Annotated in this window: 21 protein-coding genes; 9 read left to right on the forward strand and 12 right to left on the reverse strand. The window is 66.0% G+C overall.

Annotation, left to right across the window (positions count from 1 at the left end; translation table 11 throughout):
• Positions 1 to 88 precede the first annotated feature (88 nt).
• Both AB0P23_RS22005 and AB0P23_RS22010 read right to left on the reverse strand, forming a co-directional pair.
• Positions 89 to 943: a universal stress protein gene (locus AB0P23_RS22005; protein ID WP_363799408.1), complete on the reverse strand. Its 855-nt coding sequence runs from the start codon at positions 941 to 943 to the stop codon at positions 89 to 91.
• A gap of 19 nt (positions 944 to 962) precedes the next feature.
• A complete protein-coding gene (locus tag AB0P23_RS22010; protein WP_283542786.1) occupies positions 963 to 2465 on the reverse strand; it encodes an APC family permease in 1503 nt (500 codons plus the stop codon).
• A 244-nt stretch (positions 2466 to 2709) separates the two neighbouring features.
• Between AB0P23_RS22010 and AB0P23_RS22015 the strand changes: the two genes are divergently transcribed.
• Entirely contained in the window at positions 2710 to 3834 is a 1125-nt protein-coding gene (locus tag AB0P23_RS22015; protein ID WP_045841980.1) for an adenosine deaminase, read from the forward strand.
• A 30-nt stretch (positions 3835 to 3864) separates the two neighbouring features.
• On the opposite strand, the gene AB0P23_RS22020 is transcribed toward AB0P23_RS22015, so the two are convergent.
• From AB0P23_RS22020 to AB0P23_RS22040, 5 genes are read right to left on the reverse strand one after another with little or no spacing between them, the layout of a single operon-like run.
• Entirely contained in the window at positions 3865 to 5145 is a 1281-nt protein-coding gene (locus tag AB0P23_RS22020) for a primosomal protein (protein WP_363799412.1), read from the reverse strand.
• Between the two features lie 15 nt (positions 5146 to 5160).
• Positions 5161 to 5475, reverse strand: coding sequence for a YbaB/EbfC family nucleoid-associated protein (locus AB0P23_RS22025; protein WP_363799413.1), 315 nt, complete (start codon positions 5473 to 5475; stop codon positions 5161 to 5163).
• Positions 5472 to 5810, reverse strand: a complete 339-nt coding sequence (locus AB0P23_RS22030) for a hypothetical protein (protein WP_032372738.1) — start codon at positions 5808 to 5810, stop codon at positions 5472 to 5474. The genes AB0P23_RS22025 and AB0P23_RS22030 overlap by 4 nt, the downstream gene beginning before the upstream one ends.
• A 42-nt stretch (positions 5811 to 5852) precedes the next feature.
• On the reverse strand, positions 5853 to 6974 hold the full coding sequence (locus AB0P23_RS22035) for a C40 family peptidase (RefSeq protein WP_045841977.1): 1122 nt from the start codon (positions 6972 to 6974) through the stop codon (positions 5853 to 5855).
• Positions 6975 to 6980: 6 nt separating this feature from the next.
• The gene (locus AB0P23_RS22040; RefSeq protein ID WP_080733168.1) at positions 6981 to 7313 is read right to left on the reverse strand and encodes a type VII secretion target; all 333 of its coding nucleotides are present in this window, start codon (positions 7311 to 7313) and stop codon (positions 6981 to 6983) included.
• A 176-nt stretch (positions 7314 to 7489) separates the two neighbouring features.
• Here AB0P23_RS22040 and upp point away from each other — a divergent pair, with 176 nt between their 5' ends.
• Together upp and AB0P23_RS22050 are read left to right on the forward strand one after the other, a co-directional pair.
• Entirely contained in the window at positions 7490 to 8113 is a 624-nt protein-coding gene (gene upp, locus AB0P23_RS22045; RefSeq protein ID WP_027496434.1) for a uracil phosphoribosyltransferase, read from the forward strand.
• A 32-nt stretch (positions 8114 to 8145) separates the two neighbouring features.
• Positions 8146 to 9036, forward strand: a complete 891-nt coding sequence (locus AB0P23_RS22050; protein ID WP_230593563.1) for a DUF2797 domain-containing protein — start codon at positions 8146 to 8148, stop codon at positions 9034 to 9036.
• 1 nt (position 9037) lies between these two features.
• Here AB0P23_RS22050 and AB0P23_RS22055 read toward each other — a convergent pair whose 3' ends face one another.
• Complete coding sequence (locus tag AB0P23_RS22055; RefSeq protein ID WP_032372736.1) at positions 9038 to 10639, reverse strand: phospho-sugar mutase; 1602 nt, start codon at positions 10637 to 10639, stop codon at positions 9038 to 9040.
• Entirely contained in the window at positions 10636 to 11463 is an 828-nt protein-coding gene (locus tag AB0P23_RS22060) for a purine-nucleoside phosphorylase (RefSeq protein ID WP_045842090.1), read from the reverse strand. The genes AB0P23_RS22055 and AB0P23_RS22060 overlap by 4 nt, the downstream gene beginning before the upstream one ends.
• Positions 11464 to 11548: 85 nt before the next feature.
• Here AB0P23_RS22060 and AB0P23_RS22065 point away from each other — a divergent pair, with 85 nt between their 5' ends.
• The 3 genes from AB0P23_RS22065 (at position 11549) to AB0P23_RS22075 (ending at position 14783) form a co-directional block, all read left to right on the forward strand.
• Positions 11549 to 12253: an enoyl-CoA hydratase-related protein gene (locus AB0P23_RS22065; RefSeq protein WP_032372735.1), complete on the forward strand. Its 705-nt coding sequence runs from the start codon at positions 11549 to 11551 to the stop codon at positions 12251 to 12253.
• A gap of 116 nt (positions 12254 to 12369) precedes the next feature.
• Positions 12370 to 13533 (forward strand): M20 family metallopeptidase, encoded by a 1164-nt coding sequence (locus tag AB0P23_RS22070; protein ID WP_032372893.1) that lies wholly within the window; start codon positions 12370 to 12372, stop codon positions 13531 to 13533.
• Between the two features lie 86 nt (positions 13534 to 13619).
• Entirely contained in the window at positions 13620 to 14783 is a 1164-nt protein-coding gene (locus AB0P23_RS22075; protein ID WP_032372892.1) for a M20 family metallopeptidase, read from the forward strand.
• Between the two features lie 37 nt (positions 14784 to 14820).
• Here AB0P23_RS22075 and AB0P23_RS22080 read toward each other — a convergent pair whose 3' ends face one another.
• Complete coding sequence (locus AB0P23_RS22080) at positions 14821 to 15285, reverse strand: gamma-glutamylcyclotransferase (RefSeq protein ID WP_027496440.1); 465 nt, start codon at positions 15283 to 15285, stop codon at positions 14821 to 14823.
• A gap of 181 nt (positions 15286 to 15466) precedes the next feature.
• Between AB0P23_RS22080 and AB0P23_RS22085 the strand changes: the two genes are divergently transcribed.
• From AB0P23_RS22085 to AB0P23_RS22095, 3 genes are all read left to right on the forward strand, one after another.
• Positions 15467 to 16870 carry an NAD(P)H-quinone dehydrogenase gene (locus tag AB0P23_RS22085; RefSeq protein ID WP_027496441.1) on the forward strand — a complete coding sequence of 468 codons (1404 nt, stop codon included), beginning with the start codon at positions 15467 to 15469 and terminating at the stop codon, positions 16868 to 16870.
• 140 nt (positions 16871 to 17010) lie between these two features.
• Positions 17011 to 18243 carry a PLP-dependent aminotransferase family protein gene (locus AB0P23_RS22090; RefSeq protein ID WP_363799419.1) on the forward strand — a complete coding sequence of 411 codons (1233 nt, stop codon included), beginning with the start codon at positions 17011 to 17013 and terminating at the stop codon, positions 18241 to 18243.
• Positions 18244 to 18342: 99 nt separating this feature from the next.
• A complete protein-coding gene (locus AB0P23_RS22095) occupies positions 18343 to 20073 on the forward strand; it encodes a glycerol-3-phosphate dehydrogenase/oxidase (RefSeq protein WP_027496443.1) in 1731 nt (576 codons plus the stop codon).
• 163 nt (positions 20074 to 20236) lie between these two features.
• Here the strand turns inward: AB0P23_RS22095 and AB0P23_RS22100 are convergent, their stop codons facing one another.
• Complete coding sequence (locus tag AB0P23_RS22100) at positions 20237 to 21010, reverse strand: DNA-formamidopyrimidine glycosylase family protein (protein WP_283542785.1); 774 nt, start codon at positions 21008 to 21010, stop codon at positions 20237 to 20239.
• Between the two features lie 51 nt (positions 21011 to 21061).
• Positions 21062 to 25603: an ATP-dependent helicase gene (locus AB0P23_RS22105; RefSeq protein ID WP_363799422.1), complete on the reverse strand. Its 4542-nt coding sequence runs from the start codon at positions 25601 to 25603 to the stop codon at positions 21062 to 21064.
• Positions 25604 to 25694 lie beyond the last annotated feature (91 nt).

The following is a 25694-nucleotide window of genomic DNA, read 5'->3' on the forward strand; positions in this document are numbered from 1 at the left end:
ACATCTGTGGCTCTACCGGCCAGGACCCACTCCTGTCGGCAACCCACGCTTACATGCGGAGGGGCCCCAGCCAAGACCTCCATACCGTCTACTCGTGCGGAACGACGACCACCGGCACCGGGGCAGCACGCAGAATCTTGGCGGCACTCGAGCCCAGGAACACCCGCTTGGGGATCGCCAGCCGACTCGAGCCGAGCAACAACATATCACCCGGTTTCCACTCGAGGTTGCCCACGGCCTCGTCCAGTGTCGACCCGTCGGCCACCACGGATTCCAGGCCTTCGATGCCGGGGAGGGTGCGGGCCGCGAGTTCCAGATTCTCCTGTGCGGCAGCGACTTGCCGTCGACGCGTGTCCAGTGAAGTCTCGTCGCTCGGGGTTCCGGTCGATTCCAGAGAGACCAGCGAGACCAATCGAAGAGGCACGTGCGCAGCGCTGGCGAGAGTGAAAGCGAACGGCAACGGGTTCGGGGCGGATGACCGGGTTGGGACGGCGACGGTGAGATCGGTGATCGGTGCGCTGCAGAGCCGGTAACCCCGAGGGGCAAGTGCCAACGGAACTTCCGAGGCGTGCAGAAGCTGACCGGCGACCGAGCCGATCGAATGTCGGTTCAGCAGGCCGTCACTGGCACCGCCGACAACGATCATGTCGGCATCGGAGTTCACGGCGAAGTCGATCAGGGCGCGGGCGAACGACTCGTGGCCGATCACGTGCGTGGTCACCTCGATACCCGACGGGACCTGGGCGGCCGCGTCGTCCACCCAGCCCCTCGCCTTGGCCTCGAGGATCTTTCGATACGGTCCACTGCCTTCCATGACAGGTTCGTCGACGGCCATGACCAGCACGATGTCGATGGACGCGTCGAGGGCGCGGGCGAGGGCGGTGGCCAGGGCTACGCCGTCGTCGCCGCTCGGGGTGGCGAGGTAGCCGACGGTGATCTTCATGAGTTTCGGTCCTTCTCTTCTAGTAAGTGTCCGGAACCTTGACTTCGGTGGACGCGGTGAGTGTTTTGCCCTGGAAGAAATCCTTATTACCCACGAAGCACAGCAGCATCAGGGGGATTCCGAGTACCAGCATGCCGACACCGAGGACGAACACTCCGCCGATCGGACCGTAGACGGTGTAACCGTAGTCGGGCTTGATCATGTCGACTGCGCTCTGCACGAACGCCCACGTCATGGACAGCCCACCGAGAAGTGGAAAGATGCCGCGCATGAACAGGTTTCGGGCGGACGAGAACAGTGTCCGACGGAAGTACCACGTGCACGCGTATGCGGTGATGCCGTAGTAGAACGCGACCGCGAGCCCGAGCGATGCCACCGAATCCTGCAGCGCGTTGGCGCTGACGAAGGTGAGCACAAGGTAGAACATCAGGGCTGCGGCACCCATCACGAGCGTGCCGAAGCCGGGCGTCATGTACTTGGGGTGCACGCTGGCGAACCGCTTGGGGATTGCCTCGTAGACGGCCATCGACAGTGTTCCGCGGGCCGTGGGCAGGATGGTCGTCTGTGTAGAGGACAGCGCCGAGATGGACACCGTCAACAGCAGCAGCGACGCGACGATCGAGCCGGCGACCGGATCGCCGAGAATGGTGAGCACATCGTCGATGTTGTCCGGGTTGTTCAGACCGATACCCGTGTCTCCGAACCCGGCGAACGACTGCACGGCGTATCCGACGAGCACGTAGGTCGCGACGAGAATCAGCGTGGTGATCACTGCGGCTCGTCCCGGCGTCTTCTCCGAGTCCTTCGTTTCCTCGCCGACGGCAAGGCAGGCATCCCATCCCCAGTAGATGAAGATGCACAGGATGATGGCCTGGGCCGCGTCGGACATCGTCACCCCGGTGGGCACCAACCAGCTCCATTGCGGCGTGATGGCCTGCGGACCGGCCGTACCCGTCCCCACCTTGACCAGTGCCGTCACCGACACTCCGATGAGTACGCCGAACTGGACGACCAGCAACACGTTCTGCATGCGTTCGCTGATGAGGATGCCGCGAAAACTGACGTAGGTCATCGCGACGATGAAGAACGAACCGAGGGCGACCTTGGCCGCGGTGGACTCCGCCAAGTCCGACAGGCCGAGGAACTCGAACAGGTAGATGGCTGCGATCTCGGCGACGTTGGCCAGCACGATGATCGCCGAGACGGCCAGCCCCCACCCGGCCATCCAACCGACCCAGGGCCCGAAGGCCTTGGTGCCCCAGGTGAACGACGTCCCGCAGTCCGGTGTGTCGCGCCCGAGCTCGCGGTAGGCGAAGGCGGTGAGCAGCATCGGAACGAAGGCGATGAGAAACATCGACGGTGCTTTGTCGCCGACGGCCAGAACGACGTAGCCGAGGGTGGCGGCGAGACTGTAGGCCGGGGCCACCGCCGACAGTCCGATGACGATGTTGCCGACCAACCCGAGCGCGCCGGTGTTGAGTCCCTTGCCCGGAATGGTGTTGGGCGGTTCCGCAATCGACATAGGTCTCTCCGAGGTTCGAGTCGACCGAGGCGTCGGAAGTGGACCCGACAGAATCGGTCGCGTGTGATGGATGAACACTACGATTTCCGTCGCCGATTCGCTGTGTATCGACGGAATAGTTTTCATCGGAGTAACAATGCAACGAAATAGGTCGCGGAAGCGGCGGACGTCGGGGGAATCCGCGGACTCGCCGAGTGGCGATGACAGGCGCGCGTCCGCGCACGACGCGCGCTACCGTCGACACATGAGCACCGCGGAGAACACTCAGTCCTCGATCGGTGGCAGTGCGCCACTCGATCTCGCGTCCATCAGGTCGGCTCCGAAGGCGTTGCTCCACGATCACCTCGACGGCGGACTCCGACCGCAGACCGTGCTCGAACTGGCCGACGAATGCGGATACGACGGGTTACCCGCGACCGACGGTGCCGCTCTGGGGGAGTGGTTCCGCGACGCAGCGGACAGCGGATCGCTCGAGCGCTACCTCGAGACCTTCGCGCACACCGTGGCTGTCATGCAAACCCCCGAGGGGTTGTTCAGGGTGGCGCGCGAATGCGCCGAGGATCTGGCCGACGACGGCGTCGTGTACGCCGAGGTGCGCTTCGCGCCGGAACAGCACCTCGAACGCGGGCTGACCCTCGACGAGGTCGTCACCCACACCCTCGCCGGTTTCGAGGCGGGCATCTCCGCAGCCAAGGTGCGGGGCAAGAACATCACCATCGGCACCCTGCTGACGGCCATGCGGCACGCCGCACGTTCACGAGAGATCGCGGAACTGACGGTGCGTTTCCGTGACCGCGGGGTGGTGGGCTTCGACATCGCCGGGGCCGAGGCGGGCTTCCCTCCCAGCCGCCATCTCGACGCCTTCGAATACATGCGAGCCAGCAACGCGCACTTCACCATTCACGCGGGCGAAGCGTTCGGTCTGCCGTCCATCCAGGAGGCAGTGGCGTTCTGCGGGACCGACCGGCTCGGACACGGAGTGCGGATCACCGACGACATCACGACGAACTCCGACGGCACGCCGTCACTCGGTCTGTTGGCCGCGTACGTCCGCGACACCAGGATGCCTCTGGAGTTGTGCCCCAGTTCCAACGTGCAGACCGGTGCCGTCGAATCGTTGGCGACACACCCCTTCGATCTGCTCGCACGACTGCGGTTTCGCGTCACCGTGAACACCGACAACCGATTGATGAGCGACACCTCGATGAGCCGAGAGATGGTCAAACTGGTGGATACGTTCGGCTACGGGTGGAGTGACCTTGAGCGATTCACCATCAATGCGATGAAGTCCGCATTCCTGCCGTTCGACGAGCGATTGGCGTTGATCGACGACGTCATCAAGCCCGGCTACGCGGTGCTGATCGGCTGACGAGCGAGCGCGCGGCCGGACGGGAACGCCCTACTTCTTGCGGAGACGGCTCTCGAACTCTCGCTCGAGGGCGCGCCAGGCCTCGGCCTCGACGTCGAACGGTGCGCTCGGGGCCAGCCGATCGGGACTGGGCTCGAGGGTGTACGAGACGTACCAGCCCAACGGTGTGGACGTGGCGAGGGCCTCGTCCACCGAGCTGTCGCCGGCGAAATCGGCTGCATCGGTGAACAATTCGACGGCAAGATCGAGCTGGTCGACGTCCACCGCGGTGGGCCCGTCGGCAAGGTCGTCGGCGAGTCCGGGCAGTACGTAGACGTTGTCGTCGGTGATCGTGATGTCCAGGGAGCCGTCGATCGCGGCGGTCTGAACATCGGAGTAGGTGCCGACCTGCGCCAGGTCGTGATCGTGATCGTCGGCGAGATAGCGAGCCAGCGACCGCTCGGACCCGAACACGCTGATGGCTCCACCGCGGCCGAGGAAGACGGGCTTGTCTCCGAGGTAGCACCGCAGGGTGTACAGCGTGTCGTCGGACGTGATGATGCGAATGGGATCGATACCGACGGTGGTCCAGAACGTCTCCTCCGCCGCGGCAGCGGCGATGGGATCTCGGTCGACGTCGTCCTCGTCGCTCTCTGCGTCGTCGCCGGACTCTTCGTCCTCGGTGTCGTCGTCGATGTCGTCCGTTGCGTCGTCTGCATCGACGGCGTTCTCCGCAGCCGCGGTGATCTCCGCGTCGGCGACGGCAACGGCGGCGCTGTCGACGTCGGGGGAGGTCACGATGGAATCGACTGCGTCGAGGACTTCGTCCCAATGCTTCGCCACTGCTGCGCCGATGCGGTCCCACAGCTCGGCACCTTCACGGCCGAGAAAGTTCTCGACGCCACCGGCCACCGCTCCAACGAACGGATTGGTTCCGAAAAAGCTTGTGATGGGCCGTAGTTCGCAGACATCACCGATGGACGAGACGATGTCGAAGGTGGCCTGCAGTTCGGCGAGAACGTCGGCTTCGGGGTCTGCAGCCACCAACTCGGGGACTGCGACGAGGTCGAACCGATGCAGCTCGTCGGGCTCGAGTTCGTAGGCCGCGAGAGCGGACACCACCGGCCACGACGGGTGGTCGACGAGGTCGTTGTCGTCGTCGGATCGGACGAATGCGGCGAGCTCGGCAACCGTGGCGAATCCGTAGAGATCTTCCTCGTGTCCGAGGAATGCCTCCCATTCGTCGTCGCCTTCTCGCCACTCCGGTGCCCACAGAGTCGAGAAGTCACCGGCGGTCAGACCGAGTTCGATCGGGATGATGTCTCCAGCCATGGCGCGAAGCCTATCTCAGGAGTCTGTGAACGAAGCCTGCAGACTTTGCAGGATGGTCTCGCGCAGGTCCAACGCTGCGGACGCCGCCTCGGCAGCTGTGAGAACGATGGTCGACGCGAGTTCGCGGGCAGTCACCGATCCGAGATCCTCCGCGAGATCGAGGCCGACCATGGCCCCGGTTCCGTCCGCGACGACGGTCACGAGCCCGTTGGGCGAGGCCACTCGAATCCTGATGTGGTCGACGCGCTCCTGTGTCTCACGTAATCCGTCGAGCCGGTGTCGGGCGTTGTCGATCACGGTGTCGAGATCGGTGGGGTGAGAGTGGGTCATACCGGTCGCAACCAACTCGTGGGTGCCGGTTCCTGGGCCAGATCGTCGTTCGCGTCGGCGGCCGTCCGGGCGTGGGTCGGCAGACCCAGGCGATCGAGGATATCGGAGGGAACCCCGTCCTCGGCCAACCGGATTCGGCGCTGTGCCCGAGCGGCTGTGGTCGCCCGCGTGCATCGATCCAGGATCGTCGACGCCAATGCTGTTCCCCCGTAACGTAGTTCACGTTCATCGATAGCGATTGCGATCGGCACTCCATGCTCGGTGGCGCGAACGGATACCGAGCCGGATCGAGTTGCCGATACCGCGCTGACGACGGTGGTGTTCGCGTCCGTCATTGACTTCCTCTCATTCGGTCTGCCTCTCGTTCGGTCCGACCGTTACTGGGTCGGGCGGTAGAAGCCCTTGAATGCCATGTCGCTGTTGGTCGTTCTGATCGGTCCTACCTGCACCGGGTCTCCCGCCTCGACGAGCTGGCCGTTGCCGATGACCATCGCTACGTGGCCGTCCCACACCGCGAGATCGCCGGGCTGTACGTCACCGGCCGCGACCGACGAGCCGATGTCCTGTTCCTGCGCCAGCCGGGGGATGTCGACGCCCTGCTGTGCGTACGCCCATTGGGTCAACCCACTGCAGTCCAGTCCGGTGCCCGGCGTCGTACCGCCCCAGGCGTAGGGGACGCCCTGCTGCGTCAGCGCGCTGCGAACGGCACCTGCGGCTTCGGCGTTGGGGGCAGTGACGGTGCTCCCGTCGGGCAATCGCACCTCTACTCCTCGGCCGGCGTCCCCGGCGCGGGGTGAATCCATCGCCGAATTGCCCAAGAAGTGCTGTGCTCCACCGGCTCCGGGGGAGTCCGGCGTGCCGCCGGTTTGTGAGAGCGGCAGCGCGAACGTCTTCGCCAGCTTCTCCCCGGTCTCGATCACCTGAGCCGTTGCAGGTGAGGTCATCAGGTTCGAGGGCGAGCCCGGCACCGCTGCCGGGCCGGAGTCGATGGGTGCGGGGACCGCGGGCGGGGAGGCCAGCTCGCCGGCTGTCGCAGCGTGCACGGCCAGTTCAGCGCGCACACGCGCAACCACCGCCAGGGCACGCTCGAGGTGCTCGATCGCGGCCGAGATCAGCATCGTCTGCCCCATCGGGGTGGCGATGATCGGTCCTGCGGAAAGGGCGATGCCCACGAACGACTGCACTATTGCCTGTAGTTCGACGAAACCCTGCTCGGTATCCCGACATGCCCGATCGACGACGGCGGCGATATCGTCCGCGTGATCGGCAAGGGCCAGAGCACTCGCATGAGCGTTCTCGGCGTACCGAAGTGCTGCGTCCGCGGCGTCGCCGTTCCAGTTCGAAGCAAGTTCGGTGATCGCGATGCGGCCGATTCCCTGGGCGGCCTCGATCGCAGCCGACGACAGTCGCAACACGTCCGCGGGGCCTCCGGAGGGAACGGTACCGCCGCCGAAGGCACCGAGTAGCTCGACGATGGGGCGAGAGAGTAGATCGATCATCGCCGCTTACCGAGCGTCCGGTGCGCGACCGGCAGAGTGGGCCGTGACGGCCGCCCCGGTTGCGTCGTCGGTGCGGGCGTACGACACCGCAGCATCGGCGGCCGCAGAACCGAGGCTCGCCACCGCTCCCGCCAGGCGAACGACCGCATCGGTATGCGCCAGATGGGTTCCGGTCACCGTGGCCAGAAATTCCTGCCCGATCAGGCCGAACACCGGCGCCAACACGGCGGGCCCGCAGGCAGCGGCGGCAGCACCGGCCGCCGCGATCTGCTCGGCCATGGTCGACGCAGCCGCACCGTAGGCGAGCACCCCCTCGGTCTCGACGACGAGTTCGTCCATGAGTCCCCCTGAAATCGCGTGCGTTCGCGCAGTCGCCGAATGCGACGCCCAACTGGTTCGACGCGACTGCGGGCACATCGGTTCCCACGACTTGCCGTTCACCGTGCGTCTCGGCGATCTCCTCCGCTGGGGCTCATCGTGTGGGCCTCATGGTGCTGGGCCTTATCCTGTGAGACATGGATACACACGTGGTCGACCACCCACTGGCCGCCGCCCTGCTCACCACCATGCGGGACGAGCGGAGCGACAACGCCACGTTCCGCACTGCGCTCCGCCAGCTCACCCACATGCTGGTGTACGAGGCCACCAGGGACGCCGACATCGACACGTTCGAGGTACGTACTCCCGTCGCAGTCACCCAGGGCACCCGGTTGGCTCGTCCGCCGCTGCTCGTGCCCGTACTGCGTGCCGGTCTCGGCATGGTGGAGAAGGCGAGCGGTCTGATTCCACAGTCTCGCGTCGGGTTCGTCGGGATGGCCAGGGACGAGCAGACGCATCAGCCGGTGCCCTACATGGAGTCCCTGCCCGACGACCTGTCCCAGACTCCGGTCTATGTGCTCGACCCCATGCTGGCGACCGGCGGATCGATGGTGCACACGATCGAGCTGCTCGTCGGACGCGGCGCAACCGATGTCACTGCCATCTGCGTCGTGGCCGCCCCCGAAGGCGTCGCAGCGCTCGAAGCATCGGGACTCCCGGTGCGACTCGTTGCCGCGAGCATCGACGACGGACTCAACGACAATGCCTTCATCGTCCCGGGCCTCGGCGACGCGGGCGACCGTCAGTTCGGGCCCCGCTGATTCGCTCCGGTGCAACCCTGCTCGCGCTCGGGGTGTCCTGGCCCTCCGCCGGTCCTGACACCCCGCGGTTGCGCCTGCTCGACATCGAGGCCGAGCAGGTCGAGTTTCAGGAGCTGGTGGGTAACACACTGAGCTACCGCGCTCTCGGCGGTGCGGCAGACCGATACTGCACGGGCCGAACGGCATTCACTGCGGACGGGCCGCCGCGGTACGTTCCGTGCCCGGGCCGGGAGCCGGCCGTCGGATCGAGCCAGTGTGCACGGTGCGCGGACAAGGACGTGTTTCGTTTCGTTCATACCGTGCACCGCAGCGGATTCGTCTCGCGTGATCTGGAAAAGCATGTCATGGCACCGCATTGGCTCTACCTGGCGGCGTTTGCCAACGGCACCTTCAAGATCGGGACGGCCGCGCAGACTCGCAAATGGGGTCGGCTGGCCGAGCAGGGGGCTATCTGTGCGCAGTACGTCGCGCACGCGGACGACGGCAAGGCCGTGCGTGTCGCCGAGGACCTGGTGACCGAAAGGCTCGGACTACGGCAGGCCGTACGGTCGGCGACGAAAGCAGCATCGCTGTGCGTGCCACTCGATCTCGACCGGTTGGAGGCAGGCACTGCCGCGCGTGCGGAGCAGGTCCGTCAGCTGTTGACCGACGCCGCGATCGGCGGATGTCGGCCGATCGCGGAGCGGTGGACTCCGCCTGCGGGGCGGGAAACATTGAGCGAAAACGATACTCGGGTTGCCTACCCCGCCGATGTCGCAACCGGCTCTCATGGACTGCAGATCAGGACATGCGTCGGGCAGGCGGTGATCGCCTCGGTCGACGAGCAGACCTACGTCGCGGATCTGGCGGCATTGAAGGGTCGGCGCATCGAACTCGGGGCCTTCACGTCCGATCTGCCTGCGGTGCAGTCGGCACTGTTCTGAGTTACAGCTCTTTTGCGAACGCGGAGAGCTGGGCCAGGAGTTCGTACGCCGTCGCTCTCGCCCTCGCCAGATCCTGCCGGTCCGAGACGGGCTCGACGACCTCGAGGTACGCCTTGAGCTTGGGTTCGGTCCCGGACGGTCGCACGATGACCCGGAGTCCGGATCCCGCGATTTCGACTGCGTCGGTGCGCAACTCGTCGTCCCGGTCGGCGTAGTCCATGACAGTCACCGTGCGTCCGGCCAGCTCGGTCGGCGGCGTGCTGCGCAGTCGGCGCATCATGTCCCCGATGTCGGTGAGATCCTGCACTCGGCGCGACACCTGCGCACCGCTGTGGACTCCGAATTCGACGGCGAGGTCGTCGAGTACGTCGAGTAGCGTGCGTCCGTCCTGCTTCAGCGCTGCCGCGAGGTCCGCCAGTACGACGGCGGCAGAAATCCCGTCCTTGTCCCGCACCACATTCGGATCTACGCAGTGACCGATCGCTTCTTCGTAGGCGTACACGAGGCCGTCTCCGGCGCGCACGAGCCATTTGAAACCGGTCAGTGTGCGGGCATAGCGCGCGCCGCGGGCCGGTGCCAGTGCCGAGAGCAGCTGCGAGGACACGATGGTATTGGCCACCAGTGAGCCGGGCGGCGCGTCACGCAGCAGGTAGTCGGCCAGCAGAGCGCCGGTTTCGTCCCCGGTCAGCATCCGCCAACCGTGAGCGTCTCGGACTCCGACTGCGCAGCGATCGGCATCGGGGTCGAGTGCGACGGCGAGGTCGGCGCCGGTCTCGGCCGCCAGCGCGAGAACCGCGTCCGCAGCACCCGGCTCTTCCGGGTTGGGGAAGGTCACCGTCGGGAAGGACGGATCGGGCTCGAACTGCTCCTCGACCACCCGGATGTCGCGGAACCCAGCGCCGCGCAGTGCCGCCACGGCGAGTTCTCCGCCGACGCCGTGCAGTGCGGTCAGGGCGATACGAACATCGCGTGATCTCGAACGGGGCAGTCTCACAACCGAATCGAGGTAGCGCGACGCGATGTCCGAGCCGCTGGGCTCGACGGCTGTGCGAGGCACGTCGACTGCATCTGCACTGGCGTCGATGAGCGCCTCGATCTGGGCATCGCTCGGCGGAACCAACTGCGACCCGCCCCGCAGATACACCTTGTACCCGTTGTCGGCGGCCGGGTTGTGCGAGGCGGTGATCTGCACCCCCAGCTCGGCATCGAGCGCCCGTACGGCGAAGGCGACAACGGGCGTGGGGAGTGGTCGAGGGAGAAGGACCACCGAAAATCCCTGCGCGGCCAACGTTTCCGCCGCTGCGAAGGCGAACTGTTCCGAACCGGTGCGCGCGTCACGGCCCACCACGACGGTGGATCCGCCGAGGCCCTGCCCGAGCAGCCACGCTGCGATACCGGCGGTTGCTCGCACGACCACGGCGACGTTCATGCCGTTCGGGCCGGCGCGCACCGGCCCTCGGAGGCCGGCGGTGCCGAAGGTCAACGGACCGCTGAATCGGTCCGCGAGTTCGGAATCGGAGAGGCCGTCGAGTTCGTCGCGGCTCGCCGGATCGGGATCTCCCGCGATCCAGCGTTGCACACGCTCGGTGAGATCCTCGATCACAGTCGGGTGACCAACTCGTGCAGCAGAGCGCCCATCCGAGCTGCCGAATCCTTGCCCGCAGCGAGCACTTCGGAGTGATCGAGGTGTTCTCCGGTCATGCCGGCAGCGAGGTTGGTGACCAACGAAATTCCCAGCACGCGAGCACCCTTTGCACGGGCGGCAATCGTCTCGTGCACCGTCGACATGCCCACCAGATCTGCACCGAACGTGCGCAGCATCTTGATTTCGGCAGGCGTCTCGTAGTGAGGGCCCGGCAGTCCCGCGTAGACGCCGTCCTCGAGAGACGGATCGATCTCGGCCGCGAGAGCGCGGAGTTCGGGTGAGTAGGCACCGACGAGATCGACGAATTCGGCGCCGACGAGCGGCGAACGGGCGGTCAGGTTGAGGTGATCGGAAATCAGAACGGGTTGGCCGACGCTCATGCCTTCACGGATGCCGCCGGCGGCGTTGGTGAGGACGACGGTCGTCGCGCCTGCCGCGATCGCGGTGCGCACCGGGTGCACGACGCGTCGGAGGTCGTGACCCTCGTATGCGTGCGTACGGCCCTGAAGTAACAGAGTGTGGGTTCCGCCCACGTCCACCGAGGTGATCGTGCCGGAATGGCCCGACGCGGACGGCGGCGCGAAGCCGGGGAGATCGGCCATGCGCACGGTCGCGGTGGGGGAGCCGAAGACATCTGCGGCCGCCTGCCAGCCGGAGCCGAGGACGATGGCGACGGCATGGGTGTCGATGCCGGTCGCTGCAGCGAGAGCATCGGCGGCGGTGCGCGCCGCCGCATCGGGATCGGTCACGGGATCGGTTGCTCGTGCGTCGGAAGTTGCCACGATGAACAACAGTATGAGATCGCTGCGATGGATGTGGAACCGAGACGGTGCGACCGGGAAGTTACCGCCGAGTAGTATCCGCTGCATGCCTTATCTCGAACGCGACGGTGATGTCCACATCTTGTTCCTCGGTGCCCAGGAGGGCGCGGGCAATCCAGAGAACAGGTTCAACCCCGACTGGATAGATGCCGTCCATGCACTGCTCGACGAGGTCGAGGCATCGACCGGTCCGGCCGCGCTGGTCACCACCTCGGCAGGCAAGTTCTACAGCAACGGACTCGATACCGATTGGCTGTTCGCGAACCTGGACCGGATCACTTGGTACCTCGACCGCGTGCACACGCTCTACACGCGGCTGCTGGCGTTCCCGATGCCCACGGTCGCAGCGGTGCAGGGCCATGCGTTCGGTGCCGGCGCGATGTTCGCAACATCGCAGGATTTCCGCATCCAGCGCGCAGACCGAGGCTTCTACTGCCTGCCGGAGGTCAACCTCAACATGCCGTTCACCGTCGGCATGTCTGCCCTGATCAATTCCAGGCTGCCCAAACAGACCGCCGTCGAGGCGATGCTGACCGGCCGTCGTTACGGCGGGGCCGATGCGGTGGCCGCAGGAATCGTCGAGGCCACCGCGTCCGAGGAATCGGTGGTCTCCGACGCCGTTGCCAAGGCGGCGGCGCTGACCAGCACCCGGGGAGCGAACCTGGCCGGCATCAAGAGTCGGATGCACGTGGACCTGCTCGCTGCGCTGACGACGCCGACGGACGACAGCAACTTCAGCTTCGGCAACTAGCCCGTCCGGCACTGTTCGGGCTCGGAGTCGGCACAGCCGTTCCGACACGCCGCCGCGCTAGTGACACACTGTCTCTCGTGATCGACGAACCGAACAGTGCCGCCGTGGGCGAGGAGATCGGCCGCGCGCTCGCTCACGCAACCGACGAACTGGTTGCGCTGTCGCACTCGATTCACGCAGAACCGGAACTGGCGTTCGAGGAATATCGCAGCGTTGCGAAGGTCCTCGACACGCTTCGCGCCCACCATTTCGAGATCGAATCCGGGGTCGCCGGCATCGACACCGCATTCACCGCGTCGGTGGGTAGCGGCGAGCTCGTGATCGGAATCTGCGCGGAGTACGACGCGTTGCCCGAGATCGGTCATGCCTGCGGCCACAACATCATCGCCGCGTCCGCGGTGGGTGCCGCCCTGGCGCTCGCGCCGGTGGCCGATGCTCTCGGCATCACGGTCCGAGTGCTCGGCACCCCTGCCGAGGAAACGGGCGGTGGCAAGGTCCTGATGCTCGAGCGCGGCGTCTTCGACGACATCGGTGCCGCACTGATGGTGCATCCGGGCCCGTTCGACATCGTGGGCGCGACGTCGCTGGCATTGGCCGACGTTGCCGTCAAATTCACCGGCCGTGCGGCCCATGCGTCGGCCGCCCCCGAGTGGGGAATCAACGCGGGCGATGCCGTCACCGTCGCGCAGGTGGCGCTCGGGCTCATTCGGCAGCACCTCTCGCCCGGCCAACAACTGCACGGCATCGTCAGCGACGGCGGCGTCGCGCCGAACATCGTGCCCGGACATGCCGAGCTGCTCTACTATCTTCGCGCGAACAGCACCGAGTCACTCGAGGCGCTGACGAAGAAGACGTTCGCCTGTTTCGAGGCGGGTGCCATTGCCACCGGATGCACACACGAAATCCGCACGGTGTCGCCGACATACGCGGCCCTGACCCCGGATTCGTGGCTGGTGGCGGCATTTCGTCAGGAAATCGAAACATTGGGACGGTCGCCCTTGGCACCGGATTTGGAAGGATTTCGCCCGTTGGGCAGCACTGACATGGGAAACGTGACGAATGTTCTACCCGGAATCCACCCCGTCGTCGGCCTCGATGCCGGAGGGGCGGTGACGCATCAACCGGAGTTCGCCGCAGCGTGTGTCACCGAGTCCGCCGATCGTGCACTGCTCGACGGTGCTCTCGCCCTCGCCGGAACGGCCGCTCGCGCCGCAGCCGATCCACAGACCCGGGCGCGTCTGCTCGACGGTGTGAACGCTCGATCCGCGGTGCAGCGATGAGCGCAGGCGAAGAGGCAGAAGTTCGGATGAGCGCAGGCGAAGAGGCAGAAGTTCGGATGAGCGCAGGCGAAGAGGCAGAAGTTCGGATGAGTTCACGTGAAGCCGCGATCGATCGGTGGATTCAGGCTCACACAGAAGATCTGTCCCTGTGGCGTCGGCACATTCACGCCCATCCGGAACTGGCCCGTCGTGAATTCGCTACGACGGCGTTCGTCATGGAGCAGCTCTCGGCGGCAGGCCTGTCACCCAAACCGCTGCCCGGCGGCACGGGCTTGATCTGCGATATCGGTCCCGACGGCCCACGCGTCGCGCTGCGCGCGGACATGGACGCGTTGCCGCTGCAGGAGATCACCGGTGCGCCGTACACGTCGACGGTTCCCGGCGTATCCCACGCGTGCGGGCACGATGCCCACACCACGGTGTTGCTGGCGACCGGACTCGCGCTGGCGTCGCTGCCGGACCTGCACTATGGCGTTCGGCTGATCTTTCAACCTGCCGAGGAGGTCATGCCGGGCGGTGCACTCGACGCCGTTGCCGCGGGTGCGCTCGACGGGGTGTCGAAGATTTTCGCGTTGCACTGCGATCCGCGGCTCGAGGTGGGGCAGGTGGGAGTGCGTGTCGGGGCCATCACCTCCGCCGCCGACACCGTCGAGTTGCGTCTGGACTCGCCTGGCGGGCACACGTCGAGGCCGCATCTGACGACCGATCTGGTCTACGCATTGGGGACCGTCATCACCGGGCTGCCCGGCATGTTGAGCAGACGAATCGATCCGCGAACCAGCACAGTGATGGTCTGGGGCGCGGTCGTGGCGGGGCAGGCCCCCAACGCCATTCCGCAGACCGGCATGCTCACCGGAACAGTACGGACCGGCGACCACGAAACGTGGGCGCTGCTCGAGCCGCTCGTTCGCGAGATCGTCACCGGTCTGCTGGCACCGACCGGGGTGCGATTCGAGCTGCACTACCGTCGCGGCGTACCGCCTGTGGTGAACGACCCGGCGTCCACGGCCACCTTCGAGAAGGCCATCGGCCGAGTCGGTCCGGCGGCGTTGGCCGACACGGCTCAGTCCGGTGGCGGCGAGGACTTCTCGTGGTACCTGGAGAACGTGCCGGGAGCGATGGCCCGACTGGGCGTGTGGTCGGGGACCGGTCCGCAACTCGACATCCATCAGCCGACATTCGACCTCGACGAGCGAGCCTTGGCCGTGGGTGTGAAAGTGATGACCGGGATCGCATTGGATCCGAACTAGCGGTCGGGCGGTGGTCGTCGCCGCTGACCGCGAACTTCTACGACGTGGTGCCCGGCCCCACGTTGCGGCTGTTCCTGGTGCGTAGGTCGCGCACGTATTCGGCTGGGGCACCGGCAATTTCGGCTGCCTCGGCCATGACCCCGAGGTAGCGTGCCGACGGTAGGCCACCCTCGTAGGCGTCGAGAACGTAGAGCCACGCGAGGACCGGCTCGCCTCCGGTCTCGATGCGCAGCCGGATCTTGCGGTGGATGCCGAGCTCCGAGCCCTCCCACCGATCCAGGCTTTCCTCGTCCTCGTCGGAGACGTCGTAGAGCACCACGAAGACCTGTGAGTCCGGGTCCTCGACGATCGTGGCGAGCGCGCCCTCCCAGCCGATGTCGCCACCGCCGAAGGTCAAGCGCCACCCGTGCAGCCACCCGGTTCCCGACAGCGGTGAGTGGGGGCAACGCTGCAACATCTGCTCCGGATGCATGTTCGATCCGTAGGCGGCATAAATTGGCACGTCGGCCAGCCTAAACCGTATCGCCGCCCGTTGACGCCCCGTGGTGGTGTTTCGGTGCGTCGTCGCAGGTACGCCGAGCGACGGGTGGAGTGAAGCTAGCCTTACCGACGCGCGGAACCGGACACTGCAATACCGTTGACGTGACACAGTACAAAGATTTCAGCACGCGAGAAGAGGATCAATGACCCGGATTGTGATCATCGGTGGTGGTCCGGCAGGGTACGAAGCAGCATTGGTGGCGGCGCAGCACGGCGGACAGGTGACGCTCGTCGATTCCGACGGCATCGGTGGTGCCTGCGTTCTGTGGGACTGCGTGCCGTCGAAGACGTTCATCGCCTCGACCGGCATTCGCACCGAGATGCGTCGCGCAAGCGACCTCGGAATCTCACTCGACCCATCACAGGCAGCCGTCGCGCTGCCCCAGATTCATTCGCGAGTGAAGAGCCTCGCGCAGGCGCAGTCCACCGACATCGCGCACCGGGTCACCTCGGTGGGGGTCGAAATACTGGCTGGTCGCGCCGAGATGATCGACACGCACGTCGGATTGGCCTCGCATCAGATCAAGGCGGTGTTGGCCGACGGCGAGGAGCGAATTCTCGACGCCGATGTGGTCCTCGTCGCCACCGGAGCGCGCCCCCGCGTCGTCAAGGGTGCCGAGCCGGACGGCGAACGCATTCTCAACTGGCGTCAGTTGTACGACCTCGAAGCACTGCCCGAACACCTCGTCGTCGTGGGATCCGGTGTGACCGGTGCCGAGTTCGTCTCGGCCTACACCGAGATGGGCGTCAAGGTCACCGCGGTATCGAGCCGCGATCGCGTCCTCCCGCACGAGGACGAGGACGCTGCCCTGGTGCTCGAAGACGCGTTCAACGAACGTGGCGTCACCCTCGTCAAGCATGCCCGCGCAGACTCGGTCGTCCGCACCGACGACGGTATCGTCGTCACGCTGTCCGACGGGCGCACCGTCGAGGGCAGCCACGCGCTGATGACCGTCGGATCGGTCCCGAACACGTCGGGACTCGGTTTGGAGAAGGTCGGGATCGAGCTCGACAAGGGTGGATACCTGCGTGTCGACCGCGTGTCTCGTACCGCGGTCGCGGGCATCTACGCGGCGGGTGACTGCACGGGTCTGCTGCCGTTGGCGTCGGTGGCCGCGATGCAGGGACGCATCGCGATGTACCACGCCCTGGGCCAGGCCGTCAGTCCCATCAAGCTCAAGACCGTAGCGTCGGCGGTGTTCACGCGGCCCGAGATCGCATCGGTCGGCGTCGCACAGTCCGCGATCGATGCAGGTGACGTACCGGCACGCACGGTGATGTTGCCGTTGACGACCAACCCGCGAGCGAAGATGAGTGGTCTCAAGCGTGGTTTCGTCAAAATATTCTGTCGCCCCGCCACCGGTGTGGTCATCGGTGGTGTGGTGGTTGCTCCGAGCGCATCGGAGTTGATTCTTCCGATCGCGATGGCCGTGCAGAACAATCTGTCGGTGAACGATCTGGCCAACACGTTCTCGGTCTATCCCTCGCTGTCGGGTTCGGTCATCGAGGCCGCGCGTCAGTTGATGGCGCACGACGACCTGGACTGATTTCACAATGTGAGAAGTGCGTTTCATATTTCGGACGCACATGACATAGTCGAGAGAGCGGACACACCCGTCCGCTCTCTCTTCGACTCTGCGGATCCGCGGGCCGTTCTCCCCGTCCCTGCTGCCCTGGAGTCTCTTTCGTGTCTTCGATTCATCCGCCTGCCGATCTGGCCCGCCGTACCGCAACACTCGACAGTTCGGCCATCCGCGACCTTCTGGCCCTGACCGCTCGCGACGAGATCATCAGCCTGGCCGGCGGTTTACCGGCCACAGATCTCATACCGGTCGACCGCATCGCTGCCTCAGCGGACGCAGTGCTGCGACACTCCGACGCAGTGCAGTACTGCGAGACCCCCGGCCACCGCACACTGCGCAACGTGATCGCCGCCAGAGAGAGCGCCGTGCGCGGGGGAGTGACGGTTCCGACTGACACCGTCGTCGTGACGCACGGATCGCAGCAGGCGCTGACACTGCTCGCGCAGGCGCTGATCGACCCGGGTGCCGTCGTGGTGGTCGACGAACCGGCGTATACCGGAGCGCTGCAGGTGTTTTCGATTGCCGAGGCGCAGATCGAATCCATCCCCATCACCGATGGCGGGATGGATGTCGACGAGCTCGAAGCGCGGCTGCTCGCCGGCCTGCGGCCCGCGGTGGTCCATACGGTCGCCAACTTCCACAACCCCCGCGGCGTGACGATGACCGAGGCTCGCCGTCGCCGACTCGCGGCCCTGGCCGACCGGTACGGATTCTGGATCATCGAGGACGATCCGTACGGCGAGTTCTGGTTCGACACAATCGAATCCGGACCGTCCCCGTTGCCGATCGCGTGTCACAGCGATCGTGTCGTCAGGCTGTCGAGCGCGTCGAAGATCCTGGCGCCGACTCTGCGCGTGGGATGGTTCGTTGCCCCGCCCCGAGTGTGCGCGGCGGTGGAACTGCTCAAACAGGGTGCCGATCTGTGCGGTTCCTCGCTGACACAGCTGATGGCAGCGGACATGCTGGGCGACACCGGGTGGCTGGCGGACCACCTGACCGATCTTCGGCGTGAGTACGGTTGTCGCGCAGACGCATTGACGAGCGCTCTGTCCGGGGAATTCGGTTCGGCGCTGGACGTCTCGCGACCCACAGGTGGAATGTTCGCATGGGCGACCTTTCGCGACGGGACCGATACCACCGAGCTGCTCGCTGCGGCGCTCGCGCACGGCGTCGCGTTCGTGCCGGGTAGCGCGTTCGTGCGCGCTGCAACGTCCACGTCGGCCGAGTACTTCCGCCGCTCGCTGAGGTTGAGCTTCGCCGGCTCCACACCGGAGGTGCTGAACGAGGCAGTGCGGCGGCTGAGCGCGGCACATGCGTCGATGACACGGCGAAGCTGAACCGCGACCAGCCTGCGCTGGTTCTGCGCTCGGCCGACCTGGGGCGGTAGCCTGACGTGGGAGACATCGCGAGGAATTTTCGAGGACAGGGAGCGCCCAGTGAGCAACCGATCGAACACGAAGTTCCTCGGACCCACCCAACGGGTGGAGGCGTGGGACCAGCTCGGACGCGAACAATTCGACGTCGTGGTCGTCGGCGGTGGCGTCGTGGGTTCGGGTGCCGCGCTCGACGCCGCAACACGAGGCCTGAAGGTGGCGCTCGTGGAGGCGCGTGACTACGCGTCGGGCACGTCCTCTCGCTCGTCCAAGATGTTCCACGGTGGCCTTCGCTACCTCGAACAACTCGAGTTCGGACTCGTCCGTGAGGCGCTGCACGAACGTGAACTCTCGCTCTCCACACTCGCGCCGCATCTGGTCAAACCGCTGAAATTCCTGTTCCCCCTCACCCATCGGGGGTGGGAGCGCCCGTATATCGCGGCGGGTATCTTTCTGTACGACCGGATGGGCGGTGCCAAATCGGTTCCGCAACAGAAGCATCTGACCCGTTCGGGTGCCCTGCGGATGTCGCCCGGCCTCAAACGGAAATCGCTGATCGGCGGAATTCGGTACTACGACACCGTCGTCGACGACGCGCGGCACACGATGACCGTCGCCAGAACGGCAGCCCACTACGGCGCAGTGGTGCGGACGTCCACTCAGGTCGTGGGGTTCCTCCGTGAAGCCGACCGTGTTTCCGGTGTGCGAGTACGAGATTCGGAGACCGGGGCCACCACCGAGGTGCGTGCGCACGTGGTGATCAACGCCACGGGCGTGTGGACCGACGAAATTCAGTCGCTGTCGAACATGCGTGGTCGCTTCCGAGTACGGGCCTCGAAGGGTGTGCACATCGTGGTGCCGCGAGATCGGATCGTCAGCGAAGCCGCGATCATTCTGCGCACCGAGAAGTCCGTGCTGTTCATCATTCCGTGGGGCGCGCACTGGATCATCGGGACCACCGATACCGACTGGAACCTCGATCTCGCGCACCCTGCCGCGACCAAAGCCGATATCGACTACATTCTCGGCGAAGTCAACGGGGTGCTCGTCACGCCGCTCACGCACGACGACATCGACGGCGTCTACGCGGGATTGCGGCCGCTACTGGCGGGTGAAAGCGACGAGACGTCCAAGCTGTCCCGTGAGCACGCGGTGGCGCGGGTGGCACCGGGACTCATTGCCATCGCAGGTGGCAAGTACACGACCTACCGGGTGATGGCCGAAGACGCAGTGGATCTCGCGGCCGAGGACATCCCGGCGCGGGTGGCGTCGTCGATCACCGAGAAGGTGCCGCTCGTCGGCGCGGACGGTTACTTCGCCCTGGTCAATCAGGCCCCGCACCTGGGCGAAGTACACGGGCTGCATCCGCACCGAGTGACTCATCTGCTGGACCGATACGGCTCGCTGATCGACGAGGTGCTGGCCATGGCGGACGGCAAACCCGAACTGCTGCAACCGTTGACCGACGCGCCCGCTTATCTGCAGGTCGAGGTGGTCTATGCCGCTGCGGCCGAGGGCGCACTGCACCTCGAGGACGTGCTGTCGCGGCGCACCCGGATTTCCATCGAGTACTCACATCGTGGGATGAACTGCGCGGGTCAGGTCGCCGCACTCATTGCCCCGATCCTGGGTTGGGACGAGGCCACGGTCGACCGTGAGGTCGACACGTACCGGGCTCGGGTCGAGGCCGAGATCGCGTCGCAGCGTCAGCCGGACGACGAATCTGCCGACGCTCTGCGCGTCGTCGCCCCCGAAGCGCGTCAGGAAATTCTCGAACCCGTCCGGACCCTCTGAGTCACGGAACCCGAACCAGCGTCCGCGGTGCGCGAGCAGCCGTCGCGCCGGAAACAGCCATGACCAGCAGGGTGAGTATCGCAAGTGTCAACATACGATCCATGGTGATCGGCGAAGCTGTGAGCAGGCTTGGTCGGCCCTGACGAAGCTGTGTGAAGGCCGGTCATCTCTGGCAGTGCGGGCAGTAGTAGATCTGCCGTTCTTCGAGTGGATTGTCGCCGATCAGTCCGAACTCGATGGTGGTACCGCACCGTCGGCACGGCTTGTTCTCGCGGCCGTACACCCAGAAATGGCGACCCGCGCGACGATCCCCGGTGGTGACGCGCTGATTGCGATTCTTGTTGGCGGTGATGGTGCGGAAGGACAGGTCGATCATCTTCTTCAGGTCTCCGGATTCCTCGACCGGCGTGCGGGGATCGACTCCGCGAAGGAAACAGATCTCGTTGCGGTAGACATTGCCGAGTCCGGCTATGTTGCGCTGATCGAGCAGGGCCAGGCCGATCGGTCGGCCGGGGTCCGACTCCAGATTGGTCAGGGCGACACCTGGGTCCCAGTCGGGTCCGAGTAGATCCGGTCCGAGATAGCCGACAGCGTCGTCCTCGTTCTCGAGGATCTCCAGCACGCCCAGCTCGAATCCGATGGCCTGCGCCTTCTCGGTGTTCAGAATGATCCGAGCTTGGAAGGCCGGACGACGCCAGCGAGACCCCAGTGCATAGACGTGCCAGGTGCCTTCCATCTTCAGGTGCGAGTGGATCGAGTAGCCGCCCACTCTGATCAGCAGGTGTTTGCCCCTCGACGCGACAGACTCGACCGTTTCGCCGGTGAAGTCGACTGTGGCGTAACGGGGTACACGAATGTCGCAGGCAGTGAGCTGCTGGCCCTCGAGCGCTGCCCGCAGAGTGTTGGCGGCGCGCCAGACGGTATCGCCCTCGGGCATCTACGTCCTCTCTCGTTCTTCGGTTCTCTTTTTCGTCAGTGGTGCGGTGCCTCAGCGCCGCAGGCGTAGTCCGCGGGGAGTCGCCGAGAAACCGGCCGCGGTCAACGTCTTGGAGAAGTCCGTGCCGTGGATGTCGTGACCGTTGATCCGTTCGACCAGTAACTTGTCCACCCCGCCGCGCTTGACCGTGGTCGCCAATGCCGTTGCTGCAGAAGCGATGTCCTCGGTGTTGTCGCCGAAGGTCAGCACCGACTTTCCGCCACGTTCGACGAACATCGTCAACTCACCGCGAACGAGGACTACCAGTGCACCGGCCTTGCGACCCGGCCGGTGCTTCGTCGTGTCGTCGGTGTCTTCGCCGCCGGCCTTCGGCCAGGGCAGTGCTCCGCCGTAGGGGTTGGCCGGATCGCAGGACGCGAGTACGACGGCGGTGGCGTTCTTCTTCGGTTCGTCGTAGCTGCGCAAACGGTCGACGACGTCGGAGGTGGAGAACTGAGCGCCGCCGAGCGAATCGACGAAATAGCCGCGGCGGCAGCGACCCGAATCCTCGAACCCCGTCAGCACCTTGTACATCGTGGCGAACCCGCCGGGGACACCTTCGTTCATGACCGAACCACGCGTCACCACGCCATAGCGTTCGAGAAGTACATCTGCGGTGGCATGAGCCCGGACGGTGAGGTCCGGTTCGAGTTCGGGCAATCGCGACCATCGGCCGCCGGCCGTCGGTGGGCCGGTGCGGGTGGGTAGAGACGGCCGCTCGAACTGACGGTAGGAACGCAGGCGCGGGGTTCGACGCGGTGATCGATGACTCGGGGCCGAGCGAGTGGTCGTGGAGTTCAACAGGGCTCGCAGTGGCGCGAACGTGTCGTTGCTGAGTCGTCCGGCCCACACCAGCTCCCAGAGTGCAGCCTGCAGAGCAGTGTCGTCGGTGCTCCCGACGGTGTCCGAGAGCTGGCGGAAGAAGTACGCACCGCCGCCCGCGACTGCGTCCTGGATGCGAATCTGCAACTCAGACAGGTCGGATTCGGCGGCGGGCACCAGGGTCAGTGGCGCGGTATCGGCCATGTGCAGGCTCACCCAGCCGTCCTTGGACGAGATCGCACCGTGCCCCGCCCACAACACCTCGCCGGTCGAGGTCAACTCGTCGAGCATGGCGGGGCTGTAGTCGCTCACCCGGGAGGCGAGCACGAGCGACTCCCACGCCGACGCCGGAACCGGCACGCCCGCAAGCTGTTCGATGACCGTTGCCACACCATCGATCCCGCTCAACCGGCGACTGTCGACGTGCTGCCACGCCGGCAGGAATCGGCCGAGCGTGGCTGTGGACACGGGTTCGACTTCCTGCCGCGCCGCCGCCAGAGATCGCCGCCGCAATCGCCGAAGAACCTCGGCGTCGCACCATTCGCTGCCCGTTGCACCGGGACGGAATTCGCCCTCGACGACGCGTTTGTCGACGGCCAGTCGGCGCAGGACGTCACGCACCACGGCGGTACCGACGCCGAAGCGCGCGGCGGCGTCGTCGAGGGTGAACGGACCGTGGGTTCGGGCGTACCGGCTGATCAGGTCGACCAGGGGGTCGTCGACGGGCTCGATGAACGCGGCGGGAGTGCCGATCGGTAGCGGAACACCGAGTGCATCGCGCAAGCGAGCCGCGTCCTCGATGGCCGTCCACCAGTTCTGGCCGGCGAACGAAACTTCCATTGCCCGCTTTGCATCGGCCAACTCGGCGAGCCACTGCGGGAATTCGTCGCCGTTGGTGCGCTGTCCGACTTCCGTGGCGGTCAGCGGACCGAGCAGCCGCAGCAGATCCGCAACACCCTCGATGTCCTTGGCGTGTCTGTCCTCGGGCAGTCGCTGTAACTCGAGCTCGGTGGTGGTGATGACGCTGTCGTCCAGCAACTCTCGCAGCTCGACGCGTCCGAGCAACTCGGCCAGCAGCGCCGAATCGAGAGACAGGGCGGCGGCCCGCCGTTCGGCGAGCGGGCTGTCGCCCTCGTACATGAAAGCGCCGACGTAGTTGAACAGCAACGAATTCGCGAACGGTGACGGTGACGGCGTCTCGACGTCGACGATCCTGATCTGGCGTCGGCCGATGCGGGCCAGGATGTCCTCGAGGGCGGGGAGGTCGTAGACGTCTTGCAGGCACTCGCGCACGGTTTCGAGCAGGATCGGGAACGTGGGGTATTTGCGAGCCACGTCGAGCAGCTGTGCCGAACGCTGCCGTTGTTGCCACAGCGGTGCCCGCTTGCCGGGGTTGCGGCGGGGCAGAAGCAGTGCGCGAGCGGCACATTCGCGAAATCTCGACGCGAACAATGCCGATCCGCCGACCTGCTCGGTGACGATGTCGGCGATCTCGTCACGCTCGAACACGAACAGTTCCGCGCCGGGCGGCTGGTCGTCGGTATCGGGAAGCCGGACGATGATGCCGTCGTCGGATGCGGTGGGGGCGGCGTCGATGCCGTATCGCTCGATCAGCCTCGCGCCGACCGCGAGGGCCCACGGCGCGTGTACCTGCTGACCGTAGGTGGAGTGCAGCACCAATCGCCAGTCGCCGAGTTCGTCGCGAAAGCGCTCGACGATCATCGTCTTGTCGGTGGGGAGCTGGCCGGTGGCCTCGAGTTGTTCGTCGAGCAAAGCGATCAGGTTGTTGACTGCGTTGGCGTCGAGACCGTCGGTGCTCAGCCGCTCGGCCAGGTTGCTGCGGTCGGTGGTGCTCCGCAGAAACTCGCCCAGGGCCCGGCCCAATTCGGCCGGTCGACCGAGGCCGTCGCCGTGCCAGAACGGCAGCCTGCCCGGTTGGCCGTATGCGGGACTGACCAACACCCGGTCGTGCGTGATCTCTTCGATGCGCCAGCTGGTGGCACCGAGTGCGAACACGTCGCCCACTCGCGATTCGTAGACCATCTCCTCGTCGAGTTCGCCTACCCGAGACTGCTTTTCGCCCACCATGTAGACGGTGAACAAACCGCGGTCGGGGATGGTGCCGCCGGACGTGACGGCCAGTCGCTGCGACCCGGGACGGCCGGTGAGAGTGTTGGCGTCGCGGTCCCACACGAGCCGTGGCCGTAGTTCGGCGAACTCGTCCGACGGGTAACGGCCCGAGAGCAGGTCGAGTGTCGACTCGTAGGCAGACCTGGGCAGGGTGGCGAAACTGCCGGTGCGACGGACGGATTCGAACCAGTCCTCGGCGTCGATGGGTTCGAGTGCGCACGCCGCGACGGTCTGCTGGGCGAGGACGTCGAGGGGATTGGCCGGGACGAAGAGGGCCTCGATCTTGCCCGACGTCATGCGTTCGACGGTGACCGCGCAATGGATGAGATCGGTGCGGTGCTTGGGGAACAGCACGCCCTTGGAGATCTCGCCCACCTGGTGGCCGGCGCGACCGACGCGCTGCAGGCCACTGGCCACCGACGGCGGTGCCTCGACCTGGACCACCAGATCGACTGCGCCCATGTCGATTCCGAGCTCCAGACTGCTGGTGGCCACAACGCAGCGCAGACGACCGGTCTTCAGATCGTCTTCGATCAGCGCGCGCTGATCCTTGCTGACACTGCCGTGGTGGGCCCGTGCCAGCAGAGGATCGGCACCGTGGTTGACGTCGGATGCGGTGCCCACCTGAGATGGTGGTTTGTGCTCGGTATCGACTCCGCCGCCGATACGTTCGGCGTACACCTCGTTGAGCCGCGCGGTGAGTCGTTCCGCGAGCCGGCGCGAGTTGGCGAAGACGATGCACGATTTGTGCTCGAGGATGAGATCGACCATCTTCTCCTCGACGTGCGGCCAGATCGATCCCTGAGCCGGGGGAGCGGCGGAGGTGTCCGCATTCGGGTCGGTGACGCCGAGTTCGGTCATGTCCTCCACGGGCACCTGAACCGTCAGGTCGAAAGTCTTCGGAGCGGGTGGGGCGACGATCTCGATGGGAGCGGCACCGGCGAGGAATCGGCCCACTTCCTCGTGGGGGCGCACCGTCGCGGACAGGCCGATGCGTTGCGCGGGCTTGTCCAGCATCGCGTCGAGCCGCTCGAGGGACACTGCGAGGTGCGCGCCACGCTTCGTGCCTGCGACGGCGTGCACCTCGTCGACGATCACCGTATCGACCTCGGCCAGGATGTCCCGCGCCGCAGAGGTGAGCATGAGGAACAGAGACTCGGGAGTGGTGATCAGAATGTCCGGCGGAGTCTTGATCATGGTCCGGCGATCGGCAGCGCTGGTGTCGCCCGAGCGGACTCCGACGGAGATCTCCGGCGGGTTCAGACCGAGACGCTTGGCCGTCTGGGTGATGCCGACCAACGGAGCTCGCAGGTTGCGCTCGACGTCCACTGCCAGAGCCTTGAGCGGCGATATGTAGAGCACCTTGGTCTTGCGGGTGCTGTCCGCACCCAGCTGGGCCAGCTCGTCGAGGGCCCACAGGAATGCCGACAGCGTTTTGCCCGAGCCGGTCGGCGCGACCACCAGGGTGTGCGATCCGCTGGAAATGGACGACCACGCACCGAGTTGCGCCGACGTGGGGGCCGGAAATGCGCCGTTGAACCACTCGCGAGTCGGCCGCGACAGCTTCTCCATGATGTCGGTGCCGATACTGTGCGTGGCCATCCCACCATCATGCCCCGAGGCACCGACAGGTAACCCCGGAGCGCGAAGCTCGTGCGCTGCGGTGTCGTTTCGCCCGATTCGGGTACCCGGT

It is taken from the genome of Rhodococcus sp. NPDC077669, assembly GCF_040686915.1.
Lineage (GTDB): Bacteria > Actinomycetota > Actinomycetes > Mycobacteriales > Mycobacteriaceae > Rhodococcoides > Rhodococcoides fascians.